26 protein-coding genes are annotated in these 16,577 nt (G+C 46.0%); 4 read left to right on the top strand and 22 right to left on the bottom strand.

Annotation, left to right across the window (positions count from 1 at the left end; genetic code table 11):
• Positions 1-45: 45 nt before the first annotated feature.
• Genes AC6I5B_RS06725 through AC6I5B_RS06635 form a run of 19 tightly spaced genes read right to left on the bottom strand, consistent with a single transcriptional unit; the run spans position 46 to position 9,431 of the window.
• Entirely contained in the window at positions 46-285 is a 240-nt protein-coding gene (locus AC6I5B_RS06725; RefSeq protein ID WP_101872445.1) for an ASCH/PUA domain-containing protein, read from the bottom strand.
• Between the two features lie 3 nt (positions 286-288).
• Positions 289-537, bottom strand: coding sequence for a hypothetical protein (locus tag AC6I5B_RS06720; RefSeq protein ID WP_481326800.1), 249 nt, complete (start codon positions 535-537; stop codon positions 289-291).
• Positions 534-839 (bottom strand): hypothetical protein, encoded by a 306-nt coding sequence (locus AC6I5B_RS06715; RefSeq protein WP_101872444.1) that lies wholly within the window; start codon positions 837-839, stop codon positions 534-536. Before AC6I5B_RS06715 ends, AC6I5B_RS06720 begins: the two co-directional genes overlap by 4 nt.
• 14 nt (positions 840-853) lie before the next feature.
• Positions 854-1,486, bottom strand: coding sequence for a hypothetical protein (locus tag AC6I5B_RS06710; RefSeq protein WP_497773684.1), 633 nt, complete (start codon positions 1,484-1,486; stop codon positions 854-856).
• Positions 1,473-1,631 carry a hypothetical protein gene (locus tag AC6I5B_RS06705; RefSeq protein WP_497773683.1) on the bottom strand — a complete coding sequence of 53 codons (159 nt, stop codon included), beginning with the start codon at positions 1,629-1,631 and terminating at the stop codon, positions 1,473-1,475. The genes AC6I5B_RS06710 and AC6I5B_RS06705 overlap by 14 nt, the downstream gene beginning before the upstream one ends.
• Positions 1,632-1,634: 3 nt before the next feature.
• The gene (locus AC6I5B_RS06700; RefSeq protein WP_497773682.1) at positions 1,635-2,144 is read right to left on the bottom strand and encodes a hypothetical protein; all 510 of its coding nucleotides are present in this window, start codon (positions 2,142-2,144) and stop codon (positions 1,635-1,637) included.
• Positions 2,145-2,834 (bottom strand): hypothetical protein, encoded by a 690-nt coding sequence (locus tag AC6I5B_RS06695; protein ID WP_497773681.1) that lies wholly within the window; start codon positions 2,832-2,834, stop codon positions 2,145-2,147.
• A 1-nt stretch (position 2,835) separates the two neighbouring features.
• Positions 2,836-3,852 carry a DUF1351 domain-containing protein gene (locus AC6I5B_RS06690; RefSeq protein ID WP_497773680.1) on the bottom strand — a complete coding sequence of 339 codons (1,017 nt, stop codon included), beginning with the start codon at positions 3,850-3,852 and terminating at the stop codon, positions 2,836-2,838.
• Positions 3,853-3,865: 13 nt separating this feature from the next.
• Positions 3,866-4,294 carry a RusA family crossover junction endodeoxyribonuclease gene (locus tag AC6I5B_RS06685; protein ID WP_497773679.1) on the bottom strand — a complete coding sequence of 143 codons (429 nt, stop codon included), beginning with the start codon at positions 4,292-4,294 and terminating at the stop codon, positions 3,866-3,868.
• Between the two features lie 9 nt (positions 4,295-4,303).
• Positions 4,304-4,699: a helix-turn-helix domain-containing protein gene (locus tag AC6I5B_RS06680; protein WP_064786167.1), complete on the bottom strand. Its 396-nt coding sequence runs from the start codon at positions 4,697-4,699 to the stop codon at positions 4,304-4,306.
• Between the two features lie 19 nt (positions 4,700-4,718).
• Positions 4,719-5,372, bottom strand: a complete 654-nt coding sequence (locus AC6I5B_RS06675) for a replicative helicase loader/inhibitor (RefSeq protein ID WP_497773678.1) — start codon at positions 5,370-5,372, stop codon at positions 4,719-4,721.
• Entirely contained in the window at positions 5,372-6,181 is an 810-nt protein-coding gene (locus tag AC6I5B_RS06670) for a phage replisome organizer N-terminal domain-containing protein (RefSeq protein WP_211133374.1), read from the bottom strand. Before AC6I5B_RS06670 ends, AC6I5B_RS06675 begins: the two co-directional genes overlap by 1 nt.
• A gap of 11 nt (positions 6,182-6,192) precedes the next feature.
• Entirely contained in the window at positions 6,193-6,990 is a 798-nt protein-coding gene (locus AC6I5B_RS06665) for a PD-(D/E)XK nuclease-like domain-containing protein (RefSeq protein WP_412941266.1), read from the bottom strand.
• Positions 6,991-7,003: 13 nt separating this feature from the next.
• A complete protein-coding gene (locus tag AC6I5B_RS06660; protein WP_412941267.1) occupies positions 7,004-7,843 on the bottom strand; it encodes a RecT family recombinase in 840 nt (279 codons plus the stop codon).
• A gap of 10 nt (positions 7,844-7,853) precedes the next feature.
• Positions 7,854-8,084 carry a hypothetical protein gene (locus AC6I5B_RS06655; RefSeq protein WP_082923073.1) on the bottom strand — a complete coding sequence of 77 codons (231 nt, stop codon included), beginning with the start codon at positions 8,082-8,084 and terminating at the stop codon, positions 7,854-7,856.
• Entirely contained in the window at positions 8,062-8,355 is a 294-nt protein-coding gene (locus AC6I5B_RS06650; RefSeq protein ID WP_211133371.1) for a hypothetical protein, read from the bottom strand. Before AC6I5B_RS06650 ends, AC6I5B_RS06655 begins: the two co-directional genes overlap by 23 nt.
• Positions 8,352-8,486, bottom strand: a complete 135-nt coding sequence (locus AC6I5B_RS06645; protein WP_255779299.1) for a hypothetical protein — start codon at positions 8,484-8,486, stop codon at positions 8,352-8,354. The genes AC6I5B_RS06650 and AC6I5B_RS06645 overlap by 4 nt, the downstream gene beginning before the upstream one ends.
• A 2-nt stretch (positions 8,487-8,488) precedes the next feature.
• A complete protein-coding gene (locus AC6I5B_RS06640; RefSeq protein WP_101872434.1) occupies positions 8,489-8,983 on the bottom strand; it encodes a helix-turn-helix domain-containing protein in 495 nt (164 codons plus the stop codon).
• A 28-nt stretch (positions 8,984-9,011) separates the two neighbouring features.
• The gene (locus AC6I5B_RS06635; RefSeq protein WP_064786182.1) at positions 9,012-9,431 is read right to left on the bottom strand and encodes a helix-turn-helix domain-containing protein; all 420 of its coding nucleotides are present in this window, start codon (positions 9,429-9,431) and stop codon (positions 9,012-9,014) included.
• Between the two features lie 234 nt (positions 9,432-9,665).
• Between AC6I5B_RS06635 and AC6I5B_RS06630 the strand changes: the two genes are divergently transcribed.
• From AC6I5B_RS06630 to AC6I5B_RS06615, 4 genes are read left to right on the top strand one after another with little or no spacing between them, the layout of a single operon-like run.
• Positions 9,666-10,043 carry a helix-turn-helix domain-containing protein gene (locus AC6I5B_RS06630; protein WP_117687927.1) on the top strand — a complete coding sequence of 126 codons (378 nt, stop codon included), beginning with the start codon at positions 9,666-9,668 and terminating at the stop codon, positions 10,041-10,043.
• Between the two features lie 41 nt (positions 10,044-10,084).
• Positions 10,085-10,408 (top strand): hypothetical protein, encoded by a 324-nt coding sequence (locus AC6I5B_RS06625; RefSeq protein WP_497773677.1) that lies wholly within the window; start codon positions 10,085-10,087, stop codon positions 10,406-10,408.
• Positions 10,396-10,971 (top strand): hypothetical protein, encoded by a 576-nt coding sequence (locus AC6I5B_RS06620; protein ID WP_117963880.1) that lies wholly within the window; start codon positions 10,396-10,398, stop codon positions 10,969-10,971. The genes AC6I5B_RS06625 and AC6I5B_RS06620 overlap by 13 nt, the downstream gene beginning before the upstream one ends.
• A 52-nt stretch (positions 10,972-11,023) precedes the next feature.
• Positions 11,024-12,757, top strand: a complete 1,734-nt coding sequence (locus AC6I5B_RS06615) for a recombinase family protein (RefSeq protein WP_497773676.1) — start codon at positions 11,024-11,026, stop codon at positions 12,755-12,757.
• A gap of 62 nt (positions 12,758-12,819) precedes the next feature.
• On the opposite strand, the gene queA is transcribed toward AC6I5B_RS06615, so the two are convergent.
• The 3 genes from queA to AC6I5B_RS06600 all read right to left on the bottom strand — a co-directional run bounded on the left by queA (position 12,820) and on the right by AC6I5B_RS06600 (position 16,534).
• Positions 12,820-13,845 (bottom strand): tRNA preQ1(34) S-adenosylmethionine ribosyltransferase-isomerase QueA, encoded by a 1,026-nt coding sequence (queA, locus tag AC6I5B_RS06610; RefSeq protein WP_497773675.1) that lies wholly within the window; start codon positions 13,843-13,845, stop codon positions 12,820-12,822.
• A gap of 19 nt (positions 13,846-13,864) precedes the next feature.
• The gene (locus tag AC6I5B_RS06605; RefSeq protein ID WP_004614054.1) at positions 13,865-15,181 is read right to left on the bottom strand and encodes a sodium-dependent transporter; all 1,317 of its coding nucleotides are present in this window, start codon (positions 15,179-15,181) and stop codon (positions 13,865-13,867) included.
• An 81-nt stretch (positions 15,182-15,262) separates the two neighbouring features.
• Entirely contained in the window at positions 15,263-16,534 is a 1,272-nt protein-coding gene (locus tag AC6I5B_RS06600) for a glycosyl hydrolase family 18 protein (protein WP_117787621.1), read from the bottom strand.
• Between the last annotated feature and the right edge of the window lie 43 nt (positions 16,535-16,577).

Here is a 16,577-nt window from a genome sequence, read left to right as displayed (position 1 = left end):
ACGAACATTTGAGGAGCTGCCATGGGGATATGGCGGCTTTTCTTTTTAACTTAAAATCTGTAACCCAAGTGCCACATAACCTTCCTGTAATCCGATAAAGTCTCTGAGAACATATCTTACTACCGCTCCGATTTCTCTTCCGCTGTATTTGATGTTATCCCATTCTTTCAGAATCAGTACGTCTCCCACCTGGAAGTTTCTGTCATTCTTCCGGATTTCAAACGGTTTATTGCCCTCTATCGTCTCCTGGAAGTATTTCGGGTATGTCTTCAACTCATGCGTCATGCTCTACCTCCGATACTTCTTGCATGAAGCGAAGTGTGAAATATATCCTGCTCCATCTCCACGCTCGCCTACCAGGATTCTTCCTGTCACTACTTCTCCGTCCGACGTGACGATCTTCTCTTTCCCGGTGCTGTCCTTCTTGTAATTATGCAGTGCCATGTCTACCGGCATATTCTTTCCGGACTTCATCCGCACCCACAGGATTCTTCTGCCACACTGACGGCACGTTCCTTCGCTTGCCCTGTTGATCACAGCCGCACCTTCTTTCCCATTCCTGCCGTTCCGTATCTCAAAGCCTCATTCAGAACCGCAACCATCTCTGTAATGCTTACTGCTATTGCCTGGTTCCGATTTCTGTCATTGATACTTACCATGCCGGTCTGCAAACTTGCCTTGATTCCGACATCCGCTACTTTCTGATGCAGGATTCTCTTCTCTTTCTGAAATGCTCCTGTTCCTTTGAACTTCGTATATGTACCTTTCGTCTCAGCGTACACTCCGTCCAACGGTCCTTCCTTCGGGTCTGTAACATGCCCTATGATAAAATCACTCATATATCACTCCTCCTTTACTCCGGTAACGATGTTCCAGTTACCTGCTTTGCTCCTATGCTGCTTAATTTCTTCAACACTTCCGGGATATTCATTCTTTCAATCGTGTCTTTCGCAAGGTTTTCTTTCAAATTCTGTTCCAGTGATTTTATCAGAGATTCCTCTACCTCTCTCTTAGCATTCGCAATCAGCTTTTCAACCTTCTTTCCAAGTTCCTCTTCCAGATACCGACTCGTGAGCAGACCGGCGGCGGATAATTTCCTGTCACTGGAATAACTTGCAATGCGGCCGTCCCTGTCATATCTCTTTTCCGTAAGGAACAGCTCAAATCTCTCTCCCACGTATTCAGACAGAGGCTTGTACGTTACTTCATCGCTCCAGGTGCTTTTCTTTTCCGGGATAACAATCTTTCCAATCTTCTCCTCACACACATTCGCAATGAACTGGTCTACGGTTGCCTGTATCGTTCCTTCCGCCTCCAGAATCTTCTCTGCAATTTTATTATCCACTGCCTTTACAGCCTCATTTGTTGCCTTTTCCAGAAGGGCGTTTTCCACGCCCTTCACAATCCGTTCTCTTAATTCATCATCGATGGAATATGCCTCTTCATCCATCCAGTCAAGTTCTACTTCGATATTAAATTTTGCCATTCGACTTTTCCTCCTGTTTCTGCTTTTCTGCTTCTGCCGTCATTCTCTGGAAAATACAAAAGCCCTTGCATCTGTCCTGCGGCACTCCGCATGATTTACACGATATGAACAATGACCCATCTTCTTTTCTCGGTCTTTTATCCATGTATTATCCCTTCATTTCCTCTTCAACCTCTGCTCCACACCGGCAACAGATATTCTGAATCGGCTCGCCCAGTTCTCCTCTGAAAATCTGGATGTTATCCATGGAGATCACCGCCGTGCACATCGGGTCATAATGCTCTGCCAGGAAATGCTTGATAGGTTCCGCCGCTACCTCGAACTCCTTCATCAGCTTTTCAGCCTTTTCCTTCTCTTCCTCTTCCGGATTCAGAAGTCTCTCATAATCCGTCCAGTGGTCGTCCATGTACTTTCTTTCCAAAAGCTTCCGCCTTCCGTCTTTTGTGTTCTCGACAACAACCTGTTCTTCTTTTACAGACACAATTTTCACGGGTGTGTCCATGTATTGCTCATCGTATCCATTTGCTTTTCTCCACGGTTCTGAGCCAACGCAAAACGCTCCTATTCTAAGCGGATTCATCAAATCGTGCAAATCTACCGTCACATCCGGTCTCGCAGTTCTAATCGCCAATTTCCCTACCAAATCTCTTAAATTCATTTACTCTTCCTCCTCTGGTTCATCATATCCATACTGATCATCTTCGGTGTCGGTTTCGTCTTCCTCAAAGTCACTTGTAATCTCTGTACCGTCCCCTGCACCGTCTAAATCGGTTTCATCAGTAAATTGTGTATCTTCCGGGTTATCGCCCGTAGAATCGTCATATACGCTCTCATCTGCATCCTCGTATTCTTCCACCGGGCCAGGAAGTGCATGTTCATCTGCTACCTCTCCCGGAAGTTCCGGGTGTTCGATATACTCCGGACCAATATCCGGCTCGATTCCTGCCGGTCCCGGCTCCGTCACATCTCTGTAGTCTGCATCGAAAATGCTTCTCTGTGTAGTATCAGCAACCGGTCTCATCTCGTACTCCCCCGTCTCCTCATTCAAGAACAGCTCCATCTCAGTGTCCAAATTGCCTTTTTTCATATCCTCAACCTTCATCTGGCTTGTTACCTTGTGACTGAACTTCGGCTTCGCAATCTCTCTGCTCTCTCCAGGAATGTTCGGATTGTAGTTCGGCACGTATTCTCTCACGAGCGACACATCAAGTTTCAGCGTCAGCGTTCCCTCCTGGCATTCCTTTTCCTGCATATTACCGAGCAGTCGCTGTAAGACAAAATTCATATCTCTCTTCATGTCATTAAAGGTATCGCCATCAAAATTCAATTCCTTCACAAAATCGCTCATTCTACTTACCCGCCTTTCCGAACTGGATATTATGTTCTTTCATGTACTCCTGCAAATCCTTCAACTGCTGGAGCGTGCCAATCGCATAGAAGGTTGCCTTATATTTCTTTTCCTCCGGAAGAGCTTCTTTTTCTGCCGGCTTTTCTGCCGGTTCCTCACTCTGCACATCCGCCGTCTTATCCGGAACCGATGCGTTGTAGCCAGATTCCGAAGCTCTTTCCTCCTGGGCCTGCTGTTCTGCCAGTGCCTTTTCTCTCTCCGCACGTTCCGCAGCATTTTTTTCTGCCTCCTGGCGTCTACGTTCCTCCGCTTCTTTGGCTCTGGCTTCTGCTTCGGCTCTCCGGCGTTCCTCTTCCTCGGCTTTTCTCTTACGGTCTGCCTCCATCTGCTCTTCAAACTTAATCAGACGAGCGTTCTCAGCCATAGCCTGGGACATATCAAGCGTTCTCACGTATACGTCCTTCGCATTCAGCTTATACTTGCTATCCAGTGCGTCAATGGCCGCCAGGTCACTCTTTACTCTCTGAATCTTTTCCTGGATTTCGGTTGCTGCCTTACTTTCCTTGAAGCTCACATTCAGATACTGTGTCTCAAACACTCGTTCAAAAGGAAGTACCTCTGCCAATTCTCCGATTGTCTCAGCATATACATCCTGCAATCTGGCTTTCTTCTCCTCTTTTACGCCGTTCTCATATTCCTTTACCTGCCCGTCAATGATGCTGATCTGCTCCTTGATGAGTACCGTTACATCCTTCAAGTCATTCTCGAATACCTCATACGGCTCCATGCACTTTTTCTTAACGAGCTTTCTTCTGTCCTCGATCTCATTGAGCAATTTTCTAAGGGCGGCTCTGTCATTCTTCGCATCCGATACCGTATCTTCCGTATACACCAAGCCCTGGTATGCTTCCACGATACTTCTGACATTCGCCTCCAGCTCCGCTTTGTTCCAGTCAATCTTCTGCAAGAATCCGTCTTCCGTTGGATTCACGAGTCTTATTTCCATTTTTTCATCCACTGTGAATTTCCTCCTATTCTTCCTTCGACAAATTTATAATCGTCACTTCTACTCTCGGATTCTCCGAGTAGAACTTCCGGCACTGGCAGTCAACAATTTGCGTATCATCGTAATATGCCAGATTGTTGAGGCTGTCAGCGATAATCTTTACTACGTTATCCATATCCGGCTTCTTAGTCGGACGTATCTCTCCAGCCAGCATCGCCGCTCTTTTTTTCTTCGATGCCGACTTAGGAATCCGGTAATACGCCTTAATCCTCATATCCAGCATCGCCTCTTTCGGAAAGCTCTCTGTCCCGTAGGCTGTCTGCCATTCCAGCTTTACCAGATTTTCATAGGACACCGTATCTTTCGGGGTCATGGCGTGACCGGTCTTCGTATTGAATCTCGGTCTGCCCTTCCCTTTCGGTTCCCCGTATACCGTAAACTTTGCTTTTTCCATATCCGCCTCCTACTGACTTCCCAGGTTGCTTTCTTCAAGCATGGCCTGGATGCAGTACCAGCTACTCTTCTTTCCTTCTCTCGCAACCTTGATATGTCGGGTTGTATAACCGTTCATTACCAGGATTCCTGCAATAGTCCGCCTGTCCTCCGCACTGAAAATTCTCAGCGTGGCGTCCGGCTTAAACTGCTCATCCGCCGTCTGCATACCAAACAGCTTCGCCGGGTGGACTTCCAGGACCTCTGCAATCTTGATGAGAGAGGATGCCGGGATGTCTACTCTGCCTTTTTCATAATCCGCTACCGCCGACTGGCTCTTGCCGATTGCTTTTCCCAGTTCCTCCATCGTCATATCCTTTTCTGTCCTGCAACTCCGGATATTCGCTCCGATTTCCGCCATATCCATATGTCACTTCACCTCCATGTCACATCTTCCCCTGTAAGTTCCGCATGACCTGTTGGAACTTTGCCCTCGTTTCCTCAGACATTCCAGGTTCTGGATCTGTTTTTTCTTCCTCCTGTTTCTTAACTTCGAGCACAGGCTGCTCTTTCTTTTCCAACTCCAACGCATTGTCTCTCATGCTGGCAATCAGCAACCGTATAGATTCCGGCAGCTTTTTCTCCTCGCTGATTCTCTGCACTGTTGTCCTGTAATTCCGGATAAAATGAGACTGCTCTACTGTCTCAACCCTTTCAGAATCCATCAACGCCCACTCTTTCAGATTTGCCGCACTTCCTACGGCTCTCTGGCAAGCCTCCGGCAGTTTCTCAAATTCTTCCACTGAATGATACCCGGAATTTCTGACCGCCTTTCTTACCAAAGACCATGCCTCCAACTCACTCATGCTGCTATCCACACTCTCAACGATCTGCGTTGCCTTTTCTCTGATGTCTGCTATCGTTGGTGGAAATTTCTCTGTCAACATATACTTCTGGATTGCTACGTTGGCCTGCTGATACGGAATATCTTTCAGCAACTCAAACCATACATTGAAAGCATCCTGGTCCGGGATGAATGTCGGCTGTGCATATACAGCTTTCATTCCCTTAACAAGCGTTTTGAACTCCTCTCTTGTCATTACCAGTTGTCTACCTCACTCACTCTGTTCTGAATCCGTTCCCCGGCTGATCTCTGCGGAATCTGCGTCATTTTATCCCAGATAATGCCTTTCCAGTTATTTGACATACACTCCTCAATCAAATCGCACACCCGACCTTCTCCAAATTCTGCCACTTTCTTCTCTACCTGCCGGAGAAGGGATTTCATGCCCTGCTCTTTATAACCTTCCTTGCGTTCAATCTTGTATGTACACCATTCACGCATCTTTTCTCTGATTTCGCCGCCAAGTGCATAATCCGTAACCAGACGCTCATAGAGCTGCATCGTGTCTTCCTTCTTTACGGTTGCCTTTTTCGGCTTCGGCGGCTTTTCTGCTGGTGTTTTCTCCTGCTCCGGTTCCAACATCTCCGGAATCAATGCCTCCGGTACCTGGGAACCGCTCAGTTTCTTCTCATCCTGGATGCGGCGATAATACTTCCTCTGCCGGTCCGCCTCTGTGGAACTCTGCCCGATGAAATTCTGAATATCCATCATGTAGATTGCACCGTTATCCAGCACCTCTACCAACTTCAACTGCTCAAAAATCTTCATCGCACGTTCTACTGTCCCTACCTGATGCCTCGTAATCGTCGAAATCATCTCCAGGCTGTATGGGATATAGTCCTTGTACATCAACCGCCCTTCGTTTTTCAGACTCCGCAGGTACATCTTCATCAGTATGTCACTGTACAAGTACCCGTCTTTCATCCCCTGGAGAAGCAGCATTTCATCAGAATCGAAGAAATCCTCCTTCAATTTCAAGTAGTAGTATTTTTTGTTATCTGCCATCTGCTCACCGCCTAAATTCCGGCTACCAGGTTCGTAATTGAAATCGGTCTCTTCAAAACCTTTGTATGCCTGCAGCAATCGCACATCTCGCATCTGTCCGGTTCAGCCTCTCCATTCTTCACTCTGAGGATTCTCGGCATATTCATTTCTACCATGTGTTTCGCTTCATCGAGATAATTCTGCGTTACATGAATCACTTCGATGTTTGGTTCCTCTTCCTTTGTCCCTGCTGCAATGTAGAATGGTGGTCTCTCTCCGGTATTCTGGTACACAATTTCCTGGTATATCGCACCCTGGATATCGTACCCCCAGTACCGCACGAAATCTAAATAGCCGATGTCTTTTACCCACTCCAGCTTAGTGATCGATGCCATAACCTTAAGGTCCGTAATCGCAATCCCTCTCACAAAGCTGTCAATTTTGATTTTCCATTCTGCCCCGAACAGCTCTCCGGTCATAATGACCTGCTTTTCTCCGCTCATATACTGCATGAACATCGGGTCTCTCTCCATTCTGGCGATGATTCTCTCTGCCTGCTTATAATTTGCTTTCAACTCGCCTTTCTGAGTGAAGATTTCCGGATTCTCTTTCTTGAACTCTTCGAGCGTTCCTTCAAAGTAGGAATCCACGTAGGAACCCACCAGAAGCGGCGTGGTCTTTTTCTGCGCCCATCGTTCTTCCAGCTTCTCAACCGCCGAAAATTCACACGCCATCTTTCCGTATGTTCCTGCGAAATCCTTATACTGGGACACGCTCATGTACTCTTTGTTTGCTTCTTTGCTATAATAATTCTCTGCCGTCAAAACCATATGTCACTGCCTCCTACGCCTCTTCCAAAATCATTCCGTCAATAACCGGTTCTGCCTGCTTCTGGGCTTTTATCGCCGCAAATGCGTCTACCGGCTTATCATTCTCCGGCAACAATGCCTGTCCTGTTGTTGCTCCTGGAAGGGACTGCTGATTGAATACCACGTCTCCGCCGTCTTCGTAAGCTTTCTGCTGCTCTATATTGTCAAAGTCCAAATCAATCAACTTGCACAATCTTCTCAGCACCGTTTTCTTGTACATCTCACCAGTGCTGCTTTTCCATGCCTGGCTGTCTTTCGCTTTAGAGTATGTGTTTCTGACATTTTCGATGTCTTCCGAACTCATCGTGTCATACATCATCGAACCATCTTCAAAAACCACAATAGCGAATGCTCCAATCATCTGTTCATTGGAAAACGGCTTCGGTCTGTACTGCACGTTCTGTTTGCCTCCATCTACCTCTTCCATGAAGAAATCACCCTGCCGTACTACTTTTGCAAAAATGTCTTTAATCTTATTTTTACTGTACCGCTTGCACAATTTGATCTCGCCTTTGTAATCAGTTTGAAAAGTGAGGTTTCCGCCATACGGGATTGCGTAACACTCTCCATTAAAAAAATCCAGTCCCAGATATGCTGCTTTCGCCAAGCAAACTGGGATAGTTTCTGGGTTGATCTTTTCCAACTGCTCCTTCTTCTTATTATCTTTCATCATATCCTGGATTACCGTAATGCAATTCAGAATGAATCTCTGCTGATTAAAGCCGGCCGGTAACGCTTCTTTGTTTTCGGTCAGCTTCTTCGTCAGTCCGGTTTTTATCGTGCCGTACCACTGTTCTACGGTCATCTGTCCCATATCCTACCTCCTATGCTTCTTCCAGGCTCTCGCCCAGTAATTCAAATATTTCATCAATCGTCATGCCTTTTAGGCACTCCTCGCACACATAACTTCCGCAGCTCTCATAGAATCTGTCGCCCGGATAAATTCCTTCCAGGCATTCCGAACAGATATGAACCTCTTTCGGTTCCGGAGCATTCGGGCATCTCGGATGGCAAGGATTCTGTCCGCATATCTCACACATCATCTTCTTCCTCATCCGGCATCTCCAGAACATTGCTCACGCTCTGTATCATTTCTGGAATCCACAGTCTTGCAAGTATCGCCGCCGGAAGAATCAAATACTCTCCTCCAAAAGCTACCCTGCCTCTCTGCTCACAAGCCATCACAATACAGAAGCACTGGAAAATTCCCGTGATGCTTATGTATTCTATCCAGCCTAGGACTTCTGCCATATCCACTGCGTAGATTCTACTCAGCTTCTTCCACAGAACCCTGTGCATCCTACGTCTCATAACTCTGTTTCTCATGCTGTCTGCCTCCGTTCAGTGAAAATTCCGATGTTGATTCCCTTGCTGGACTCAAATCTTTCTATCAGTTCCTCTTTACTTTCGATTCCGTAATCTCTTTTCAGAATTTCAAGCATTTTCTGTACGTCCATACTCACACCTTCTTCAAAAACTTTTCGCCTACGATTTTCAGTTCGCTGATGGACTCCGCAACTTCATCTAAAAAAGCCAGGATCTTTTTCAGCTCCGGCTTCTCCGTTTCATCGATGATTCCATCTTCCGTAATGTCTACAAGTTCTTTTTTGATGCGGTTCAGCTCATCACAATCCAGCCTCTTCATCAGCCGAAGAGCTATCCCTTCCAGGCCTTTTGCTTCTGTTGCAACCGGAAGATAGCTGCATATCGGGCATTCATACTTGCAATAGCCGGTTTTCAGCTCCGGTGCATTATAGAGGTCCGCCATGAGAACCACCTTGTCTACCGGAACTACCTTCGTATTTCCAAGCTCATAGTCTGCGAGTGTCGAAACAGATATACCAAGCAGCTCAGCCGCACCTTCTCTGGAGTATAGCCTTTCGTTGTACATTGCCGCCTTTTTTCTGGCAACAAAATATACATTTTCATTGCTTTTCGTAGGGCCTCTTCCCATTTCTTCACACCATCTTTCCTGTTACAATTTAACTGTCCTTAGAGGAATCCTGTTTCCCTTGATATTCCTGGATTCCGAGTGCACCGCTTATCACTTTCATAACCGGTGGCGAATAGCATCTGCCACAGATAATTGCATTCAGATATTGTGTGGAGTAACCAGTCTTCTCAGCCAGCTCCCCTGTGTTCATATCCAGGTCAATCATGGCTTTTCTTGCATCCATACACCAATCTCTGGTTGCTTCTTTCATGGACGCTGATGCCTTTTCGATGTTGAGAAGGTCACTGATTGCACTTGCAATCGAATCCGAGTAAATCCGGCCATTCACAACTCCGGATACCCTGGTTCTTGACTTGCCGATTCTCTCAGCCAAATCGTTGATAGACCAGCCACGTTCAATCAGCCCCTTCTTAACTTCCTTGCCCCAGTCAGTGATATTGCCCTGCATTATGCTTTTCCTCCTTTCTGATGGATTTTTGCATATGTAGTTTACTTTCTCGAAGTAAAATGATACAATTTAACGGTACAAACGTACACTACATACGCAATCACAAACTACTTATGCGATTTAGCACTTCCCATTTGCGAATCATTTGTAGCTTGTGATTGTATTGTAGCTCGAAAACTCGAATTTGTAAAGAGTTTTTCTTCGATTTCTCGAATTATTTTACGGAGGTGCTACATGGAAGCAATCGACAGAATCGAAACAGTTCTCGAACAGAGGGAGCAAACGCCTTATGCACTGTGCAAATTTCTTGGCATTAACCAGTCTTCCTACTCTACCTGGAAGGCTAGGAACACTCTGCCGCCAGCTAAATACATTGCAGACATCGCCCGGTTTCTGCATGTCTCTACCGACTACATTCTGACCGGAAAAGAATCTGCTTACACTGACGCACAGGCTGAGACCTACACCGATGATGAAAAAGAGCTGCTGAGTATTTACAAGGCTCTGCCAACAGAAAAGCGTTATGAATTTAAAGGGGAAATGAAAGGCTACCTCAAAGCTCTTGAGGAAAGCAAGAAATACCTTGACGGTGAAAAAAGATTATCCGTTTAGATTGGTATCGTCGTTTCAGATGATACCGGACAGGAGGGCTTATGGATTCAAAGAAATACTTTTTCCTGGCCCGGACCGAAGAACAACTGAATTGCGATGCTGCGGCTCTACTGCTCTATCTCTCTTCCTTCTGTTCTTCTCTGGAAGAAGGGCCTGCATTGCTGTCTGTCGGAACCATCAACAAAATAGCGCACCTACGGAAGAAGCTCTCGCTTTCTGTTCGTGAGTTTCTGCCGTTGATCCATACCTATTCTGGCACTCTGACAGACATTGACTGCCGCCGGGCGTTGGTTTTCGCTCTTGACGGCAACATCCATGGCATAACCTCTCTCTGCGAAGGGAGGGTTCCTACATGGAGCAATTAACATCCAATAACAAATTTACTTTTCATGGGGAAGACACCGGGTTGTCGGTAGTAGATTTCTGGTCCTGGGCTTACAGTGATCTGCTCAACAATACAGACCGGGGCGTACTTGCAGAATACATAGTATACAGTGCGTTATTACCCCCCCCCGATTCGAAAATGCGAACTGATTGGCTCCCCTTTGATTTGACCAGTCCTGCCGGACAGCGAATCGAGGTTAAATCTGCTTCTTATCTCCAATCCTGGGATGAAGCATACCACGAGCATATACAGTTCAGCATAGCCCCTCACAGAGCCTGGGACCCGAAAGCCGGATATTCTCCGGACGTCAAGCGTCATTCTGACCTCTACGTTTTTTGCCTTTACAAAGCACTGACAAAAGACGTCTCGCCGCTTGCCCTGGAATACTGGGAGTTCTACGTGCTACCCACCTACGTGCTCAACGAGCAAAAGCCCAACCAGAAAAATATTTCTCTTAATTCGCTGAAAGCTCTAAAACCTTACATAACGGATTTTGCCGGATTAAGGGATGTAATATTGAATTGCCCGACTAAAAGGGCGTAGAAATGAACATGCGCCGTTCTGTAATGGGACGGCGTATTTTTGGAGGAAAAATATGATTTCAAACAGTGCTGCCACTCACGCAAAAGTGGCTATCTACATACGAGTCTCTACACTGCATCAGATCGACAGGGACTCTCTGCCTATGCAGCGTCAAGATTTGATTGCCTACGCCAAGCTGATACTGAACACTGACGATGTGACAATCTTCGAGGATGCCGGGTACTCTGGCAAAAATACCATCCGGCCAGAATTTCAGAAAATGATGTCTCAGCTTCGGACCGGCACGTACACGCATCTGCTGGTCTGGAAGATTGACCGCATCTCCAGAAACCTTCTGGACTTTGCAGAGATGTACCAGGAGCTTAAAAACCTGGGCGTTACCTTTGTCTCGAAAAACGAGCAATTCGACACCAGTACGGCTATGGGAGAAGCGATGCTCAAAATTATCCTTGTCTTTGCGGAGTTGGAGCGTAACATGACCTCGGAACGTGTCACTGCCACTATGATTTCCAGAGCCAGCAACGGGCAGTGGAACGGCGGACGTATTCCTTACGGCTACGATTATGACCCGGAGGAACAGGCTTTCAGCTTCAACTCCGACGAGTACAACATCGCCCATCTGATTCATGACAAATACGAAGAACTCCGCTCCCTGGTTTACCTGGCCCGGTATCTGAACGAACATGGCTACCGGACTCGTGCCGGTAATGACTGGTCTCCTGTCTCTCTGGATATTATTCTTCACAGCGTATTCTACTGCGGCGATTACCAGTACAACCGCCTTAAGGAAGGGGACCGGCAACGTCCTAAGGATAAATCCGAATGGATTACCGTAAAAGACCACCACCTGGCCATCGTAAGCCGGGAACAGAAAGAACGTATCCTTGCACTCCTGGAATCCAACCGCAGGCTCAAATCATTCCGCAAGAGTGGCAAAAGCAAATACACCCACATTTTCTCCGGCCTGCTTATCTGTGGAAATTGCGGTCAGCCTATGACCAGTTCCATTTCCACCGTAAAGAAAACTACCGGCAGACGCTATTCTCTCTACTTCTGCCCTACGCACAGGAAAAGCAAGCTGTGGTGTACCGGAAAATCTACCTCGGACCCAATCGTTGGCGAGTTTGTCTTCAACTACATTCTCAATATGCTCAACGCTCAAAAGGCATTCTCTCCGGAAACGAGCATACAGGAACTGGAACAGCAGCTACTCTCCGGCGATACCTTCTCCCCGGTGGTCGCCATTGCCCCGGACGGATTGCAGGATCTGTTTCATACGCTCCGCACCGGCACCGTCAAGGGAGAGGTCTTCGGAAAAGACGTCAAAATCAAAACCGACTCTGAGCCTCCGTTGCAACTATCAAAGCTCAAAAAGGAAAAGGTCCGTCTGGAAAGAGCTATCGACCGTCTGAACAAACTTTTCCTCTATTCCGAAAAAGCCATGTCTGAATCCGAATACCTTACTCAGAAGATTCAGCTTTCGGACGCTCTGGAAGAAGTCGAGGACAAGCTGGCATTCCTGGCATCAGAAGACAGCCTGCAACAGTCTATCACTGACGATGAATTTATCGCCAAGGCAAGCAACTTCATTCTCTCCCAGAAGCTCACTGACCGAAATTACGTCAGCTTTCAATCGCTGAGTGCTACCGTTTCTCCAGAGGTCCTTGATTCTTTTCTCAGCAGTATCATAGACAACATCGTTTTCAAAGACGGAGCCGTTCACTCTATCACATTCCGCAATGGATTGTCTCACACGTTCATCTACAAAGAAAAGCCAGAGGTTTAATCGCCCCTGGCTTTCTTCATATCTCCATATTCCGTTGTATCGCTATTTTGTAGTGAATTGCTCTACAAAATCATCATGGCATCCCCAAAGCTGAAGAAACGGTATTTTTCTTTCACAGCCTCCTCATAAGCCGAGAGCACCTGTTCTCTTCCTGCCAATGCAGATACCAACATGACCAATGTAGACTCCGGCAAATGAAAGTTCGTGATCAGGCAATCTAACACCTTAAATTCATACCCCGGATAAATGAAAATCTCCGTCCAGCCATTCGTCGCATGAAGTTTTCCATTTTTATCTGCAGCAGATTCAATTGTTCGACAACTTGTTGTTCCGACACAAATTACGCGATGCCCGCTTTCTTTTGCACGATTAATCTTTTCAGCCGCCTCTTCGTCAATCTGATAAAATTCTGAGTGCATGTGATGTTCCAATATATTATCTACTTTTACAGGACGGAATGTTCCAAGTCCTACATGTAAGGTCACACGTGCAATCTGCACGCCTTTCTCTTCAATCTCTTTTAACAACTCCGGCGTAAAATGCAGTCCGGCTGTCGGAGCTGCAGCAGAGCCGGAATGTTTCGCATATACCGTCTGATATCTGTTTTTATCTTCCAATTGGTGTGTGATATACGGCGGCAGCGGCATCTGTCCTAATTGATCTAAAATTTCCTCAAAAATTCCTTCGTATTCAAAATGGATCAGACGATTGCCTTCTTCTACGATATCAACGACTTCACCGACTAAAAGACCGTCTCCGAAACTGATTCGAGTTCCCACTTTTGCCTTTTTCCCAGGCTTTACAAGCGTCTCCCATACATCGTTTTCTTTTCGTTTTAGCAACAATACTTCTATTTTTGCATCCGTGCCGATTTTGGAACCAATCAGCCTTGCCGGAATCACTTTTGTATCATTGATAACAAGACAGTCCCCTTCCTGCAGATAATCTATAATCTCCCGGAACACATGATGCTCCACCTTGCCAGTCTCTTTATCCAACACCAAAAGTCTTGAGCTTGAACGGTCCTCCAATGGATCCTGTGCAATCAATTCTTCCGGTAAATCAAAATAAAAATCTTCTTTTCTCATCTTTTTGAAACTTCCTTTCTTATCCAATGCCGCCATATAAAATACCCAATATATAGACAACAATCGTCAAACCAACAAAAATATATTTTGTCATTGGCTCAAACCATTTTCCAATCTTTTTCTCGCGTCCCATCTGTACCTGCTCCCTTGCAAACCTAGGAGGGCATACCCAGAAAAACATAATTGCGGCAAGCAATGCTCCCAGTGGAATAATGTAAATTGAAACCACATCCATCCATGTACTTACGACATCACCGGATTCAATGACAACTCCAACCGCCACAGCCACAACTGCCACAATTGCGACTGCAATCTTTCTCGACACTCCAAAGCGTTCCTGAATCGCCTCCACCGGTGTCTCAAACAAATTGATCAACGAAGTGACTGCCGCAAACAGAACTGCCACAAAAAAGAGAATACAGAAAAATGTTCCGGCCGGCATCTGCTGAAATACTTTCGGCATCGTAATGAACATCAATGCCGGTCCTGCATTTGGATCTAATTGAAACGCAAACACTGCGGGTAAAATTACAAACGCTGAAAGAAGCGCTGCCAATGTATCGAAAATCGCTACGTTTCTCGCACATGCAATCACATCTTCATCTTTTTTCAGGTAGCTTCCATAAACTATAGTTCCTGAACCTGCTAATGAAAGCGAAAAAAATGCCTGCCCAAGTGCATATACCCAGGTTTTTACATTTCCAAGTTCACTCCATTTTGGCTTTAGCAAAAAAGAATACCCAGATGCGGATCCTTCCAGAAAGAATACTCGCACCGCCAGTATCAGGAACAGGCAGAAAAATGCAGGCATCATAAACTTATTGACTTTTTCAATTCCTTTTGCAATCCCAAACAGCATGATTGCAAACACAATCACCAGACCAAGCAGATGCCACGGAATACTTCCAAATGAAGCAGATATCTCTCCGAAGTACTCTTCCGATTTTGTTTTCATCAGACTTCCCGTCACAGATCCGACCAAAAATTTCAAAATCCATCCCACAACAACCGAATACCCGATTGCAATTCCAAGCGAACCAAGTGTCGGCACAAGTCCGACGAACTCGCCCCATCTTCCGCCTCTCATCTTCGATGCTCCGCGAAACGCCCCGATAGAACCAGCTTTCATCGCACGTCCAAACGCCATCTCACCTGCAACACCCGCAAATCCGAGCACAAAAACAAATATAAAATACGGTATCAAAAATGCAGCACCGCCACCTTCGCCTACACGATAAGGAAACAGCCAGATATTTCCCATTCCAACAGCAGAGCCGATACATGCCAGCACAAAGCCGAACCGGTTTTGAAATGTCTCTCTTTTTTTGTTTGTCATCTTTTTCCCCTCTTCCTCATTTGCATTTTCGCATATATAATCACATTATATATGCTTTTTTCTAAAAACGCTACCCCTTTTTCAATGAAGCATCTGATTCACCAGCAGCCAGTTTGCCCGAAACGGACGCATCAAGTTCCAATACCCGACACCATGGATATCCTTTTCTGCAGCCAGCTGCAATTTTGCATAAATACTTCTCACATCTTCAAACCAGACTTCATATCTCCTTCCACCAATTTCATAATAGAAAAACGGACTTTGATAACGCTCATCGTACTGAATCTCCGCACCTCGCTCTGCCGCGATGACATTCGCCTCAACATTTCCAATCAACCTTGCTTTTGTCACCCCTCGCTCATATGGGAGCGGCCAGCTATATCCATAATTCGGGACTCCCAATACAATTTTTTCTTTCGGAATTTCCGTGAGGGCATACTCCAACACCTGTCGGACATTTGGCAGCGGCGCTACCGCAAGCGGTGGTCCGTATGTATACCCCCATTCATACGTCATCAGAAACACCGTATTTGCACTTTGCCCCAACAGATGATAATCCATTGCCTCATACAACAGCCCTTTTTGATAAGAAGAGGTCTTCGGAGCAAGCGCCACCGACACCCGATATCCATTTTCATTCATCGTCTCCCGTAAACGATTCACAAAATCTGCATACCCTACCCGATCTTCCGGCCGAATATATTCAAAGTCCACATCTACACCTACATACCCCTTTTCTCGTACTGTCTCCAAAAGATTTTCAATCAAATTGTCCTGAACCGTCTCATTTTCCGATAATATTTGAATCAACCCACTGTTAAAGGTCCCCGTCTCCGCAAACGGCGTCAGCACCAGAATCGGTTCCACCTGCTGATTCCAAGCCTCCTGAATCACCCACGTCTCGTCAATCTGAGGTGGTATCAATTCTCCTTCTGCCGTAAATCCATAAGAAAAAATAAGTATTTCATCTATATAAAGAAGTACCTCACGCAAAATATACGGCTCAATAAACGGATATGCATACCCGCTGATCCTACCTTGCATAAGCGGTTCTCCCTCATAAGAAATGACCAAACTCTGCCCCTCTAACAAATAGGTCTGATTCAACAGAAACGGATTGTTTTGATATAGATTTTTGACCGTGATACTATATTCTTCCGCGATCTGCTTCACCGTCTGTCCTTCTCTCACAATATGAACCCGGCTCGTCATCAGAATCAAAAGAGCTTGCCCCGGAACAAGATTTTGCTGCGCTGCCAGCTCATTGTCATACACAATCCGGTCAGCTGAGACGTCATATAGCTGAGCGATCGAATAGATTGTCTCTCCACTTTTTACAACATGTATCGGCATGGTTATTCTCCATTTTTATTTCTTTACTTTTAATATATTCATC

It is taken from the genome of Faecalimonas nexilis, assembly GCF_059731825.1.
The sequence above is the reverse complement of the archived record's forward strand: the minus strand, read 5'-3'. Positions and strand labels throughout refer to the sequence as shown.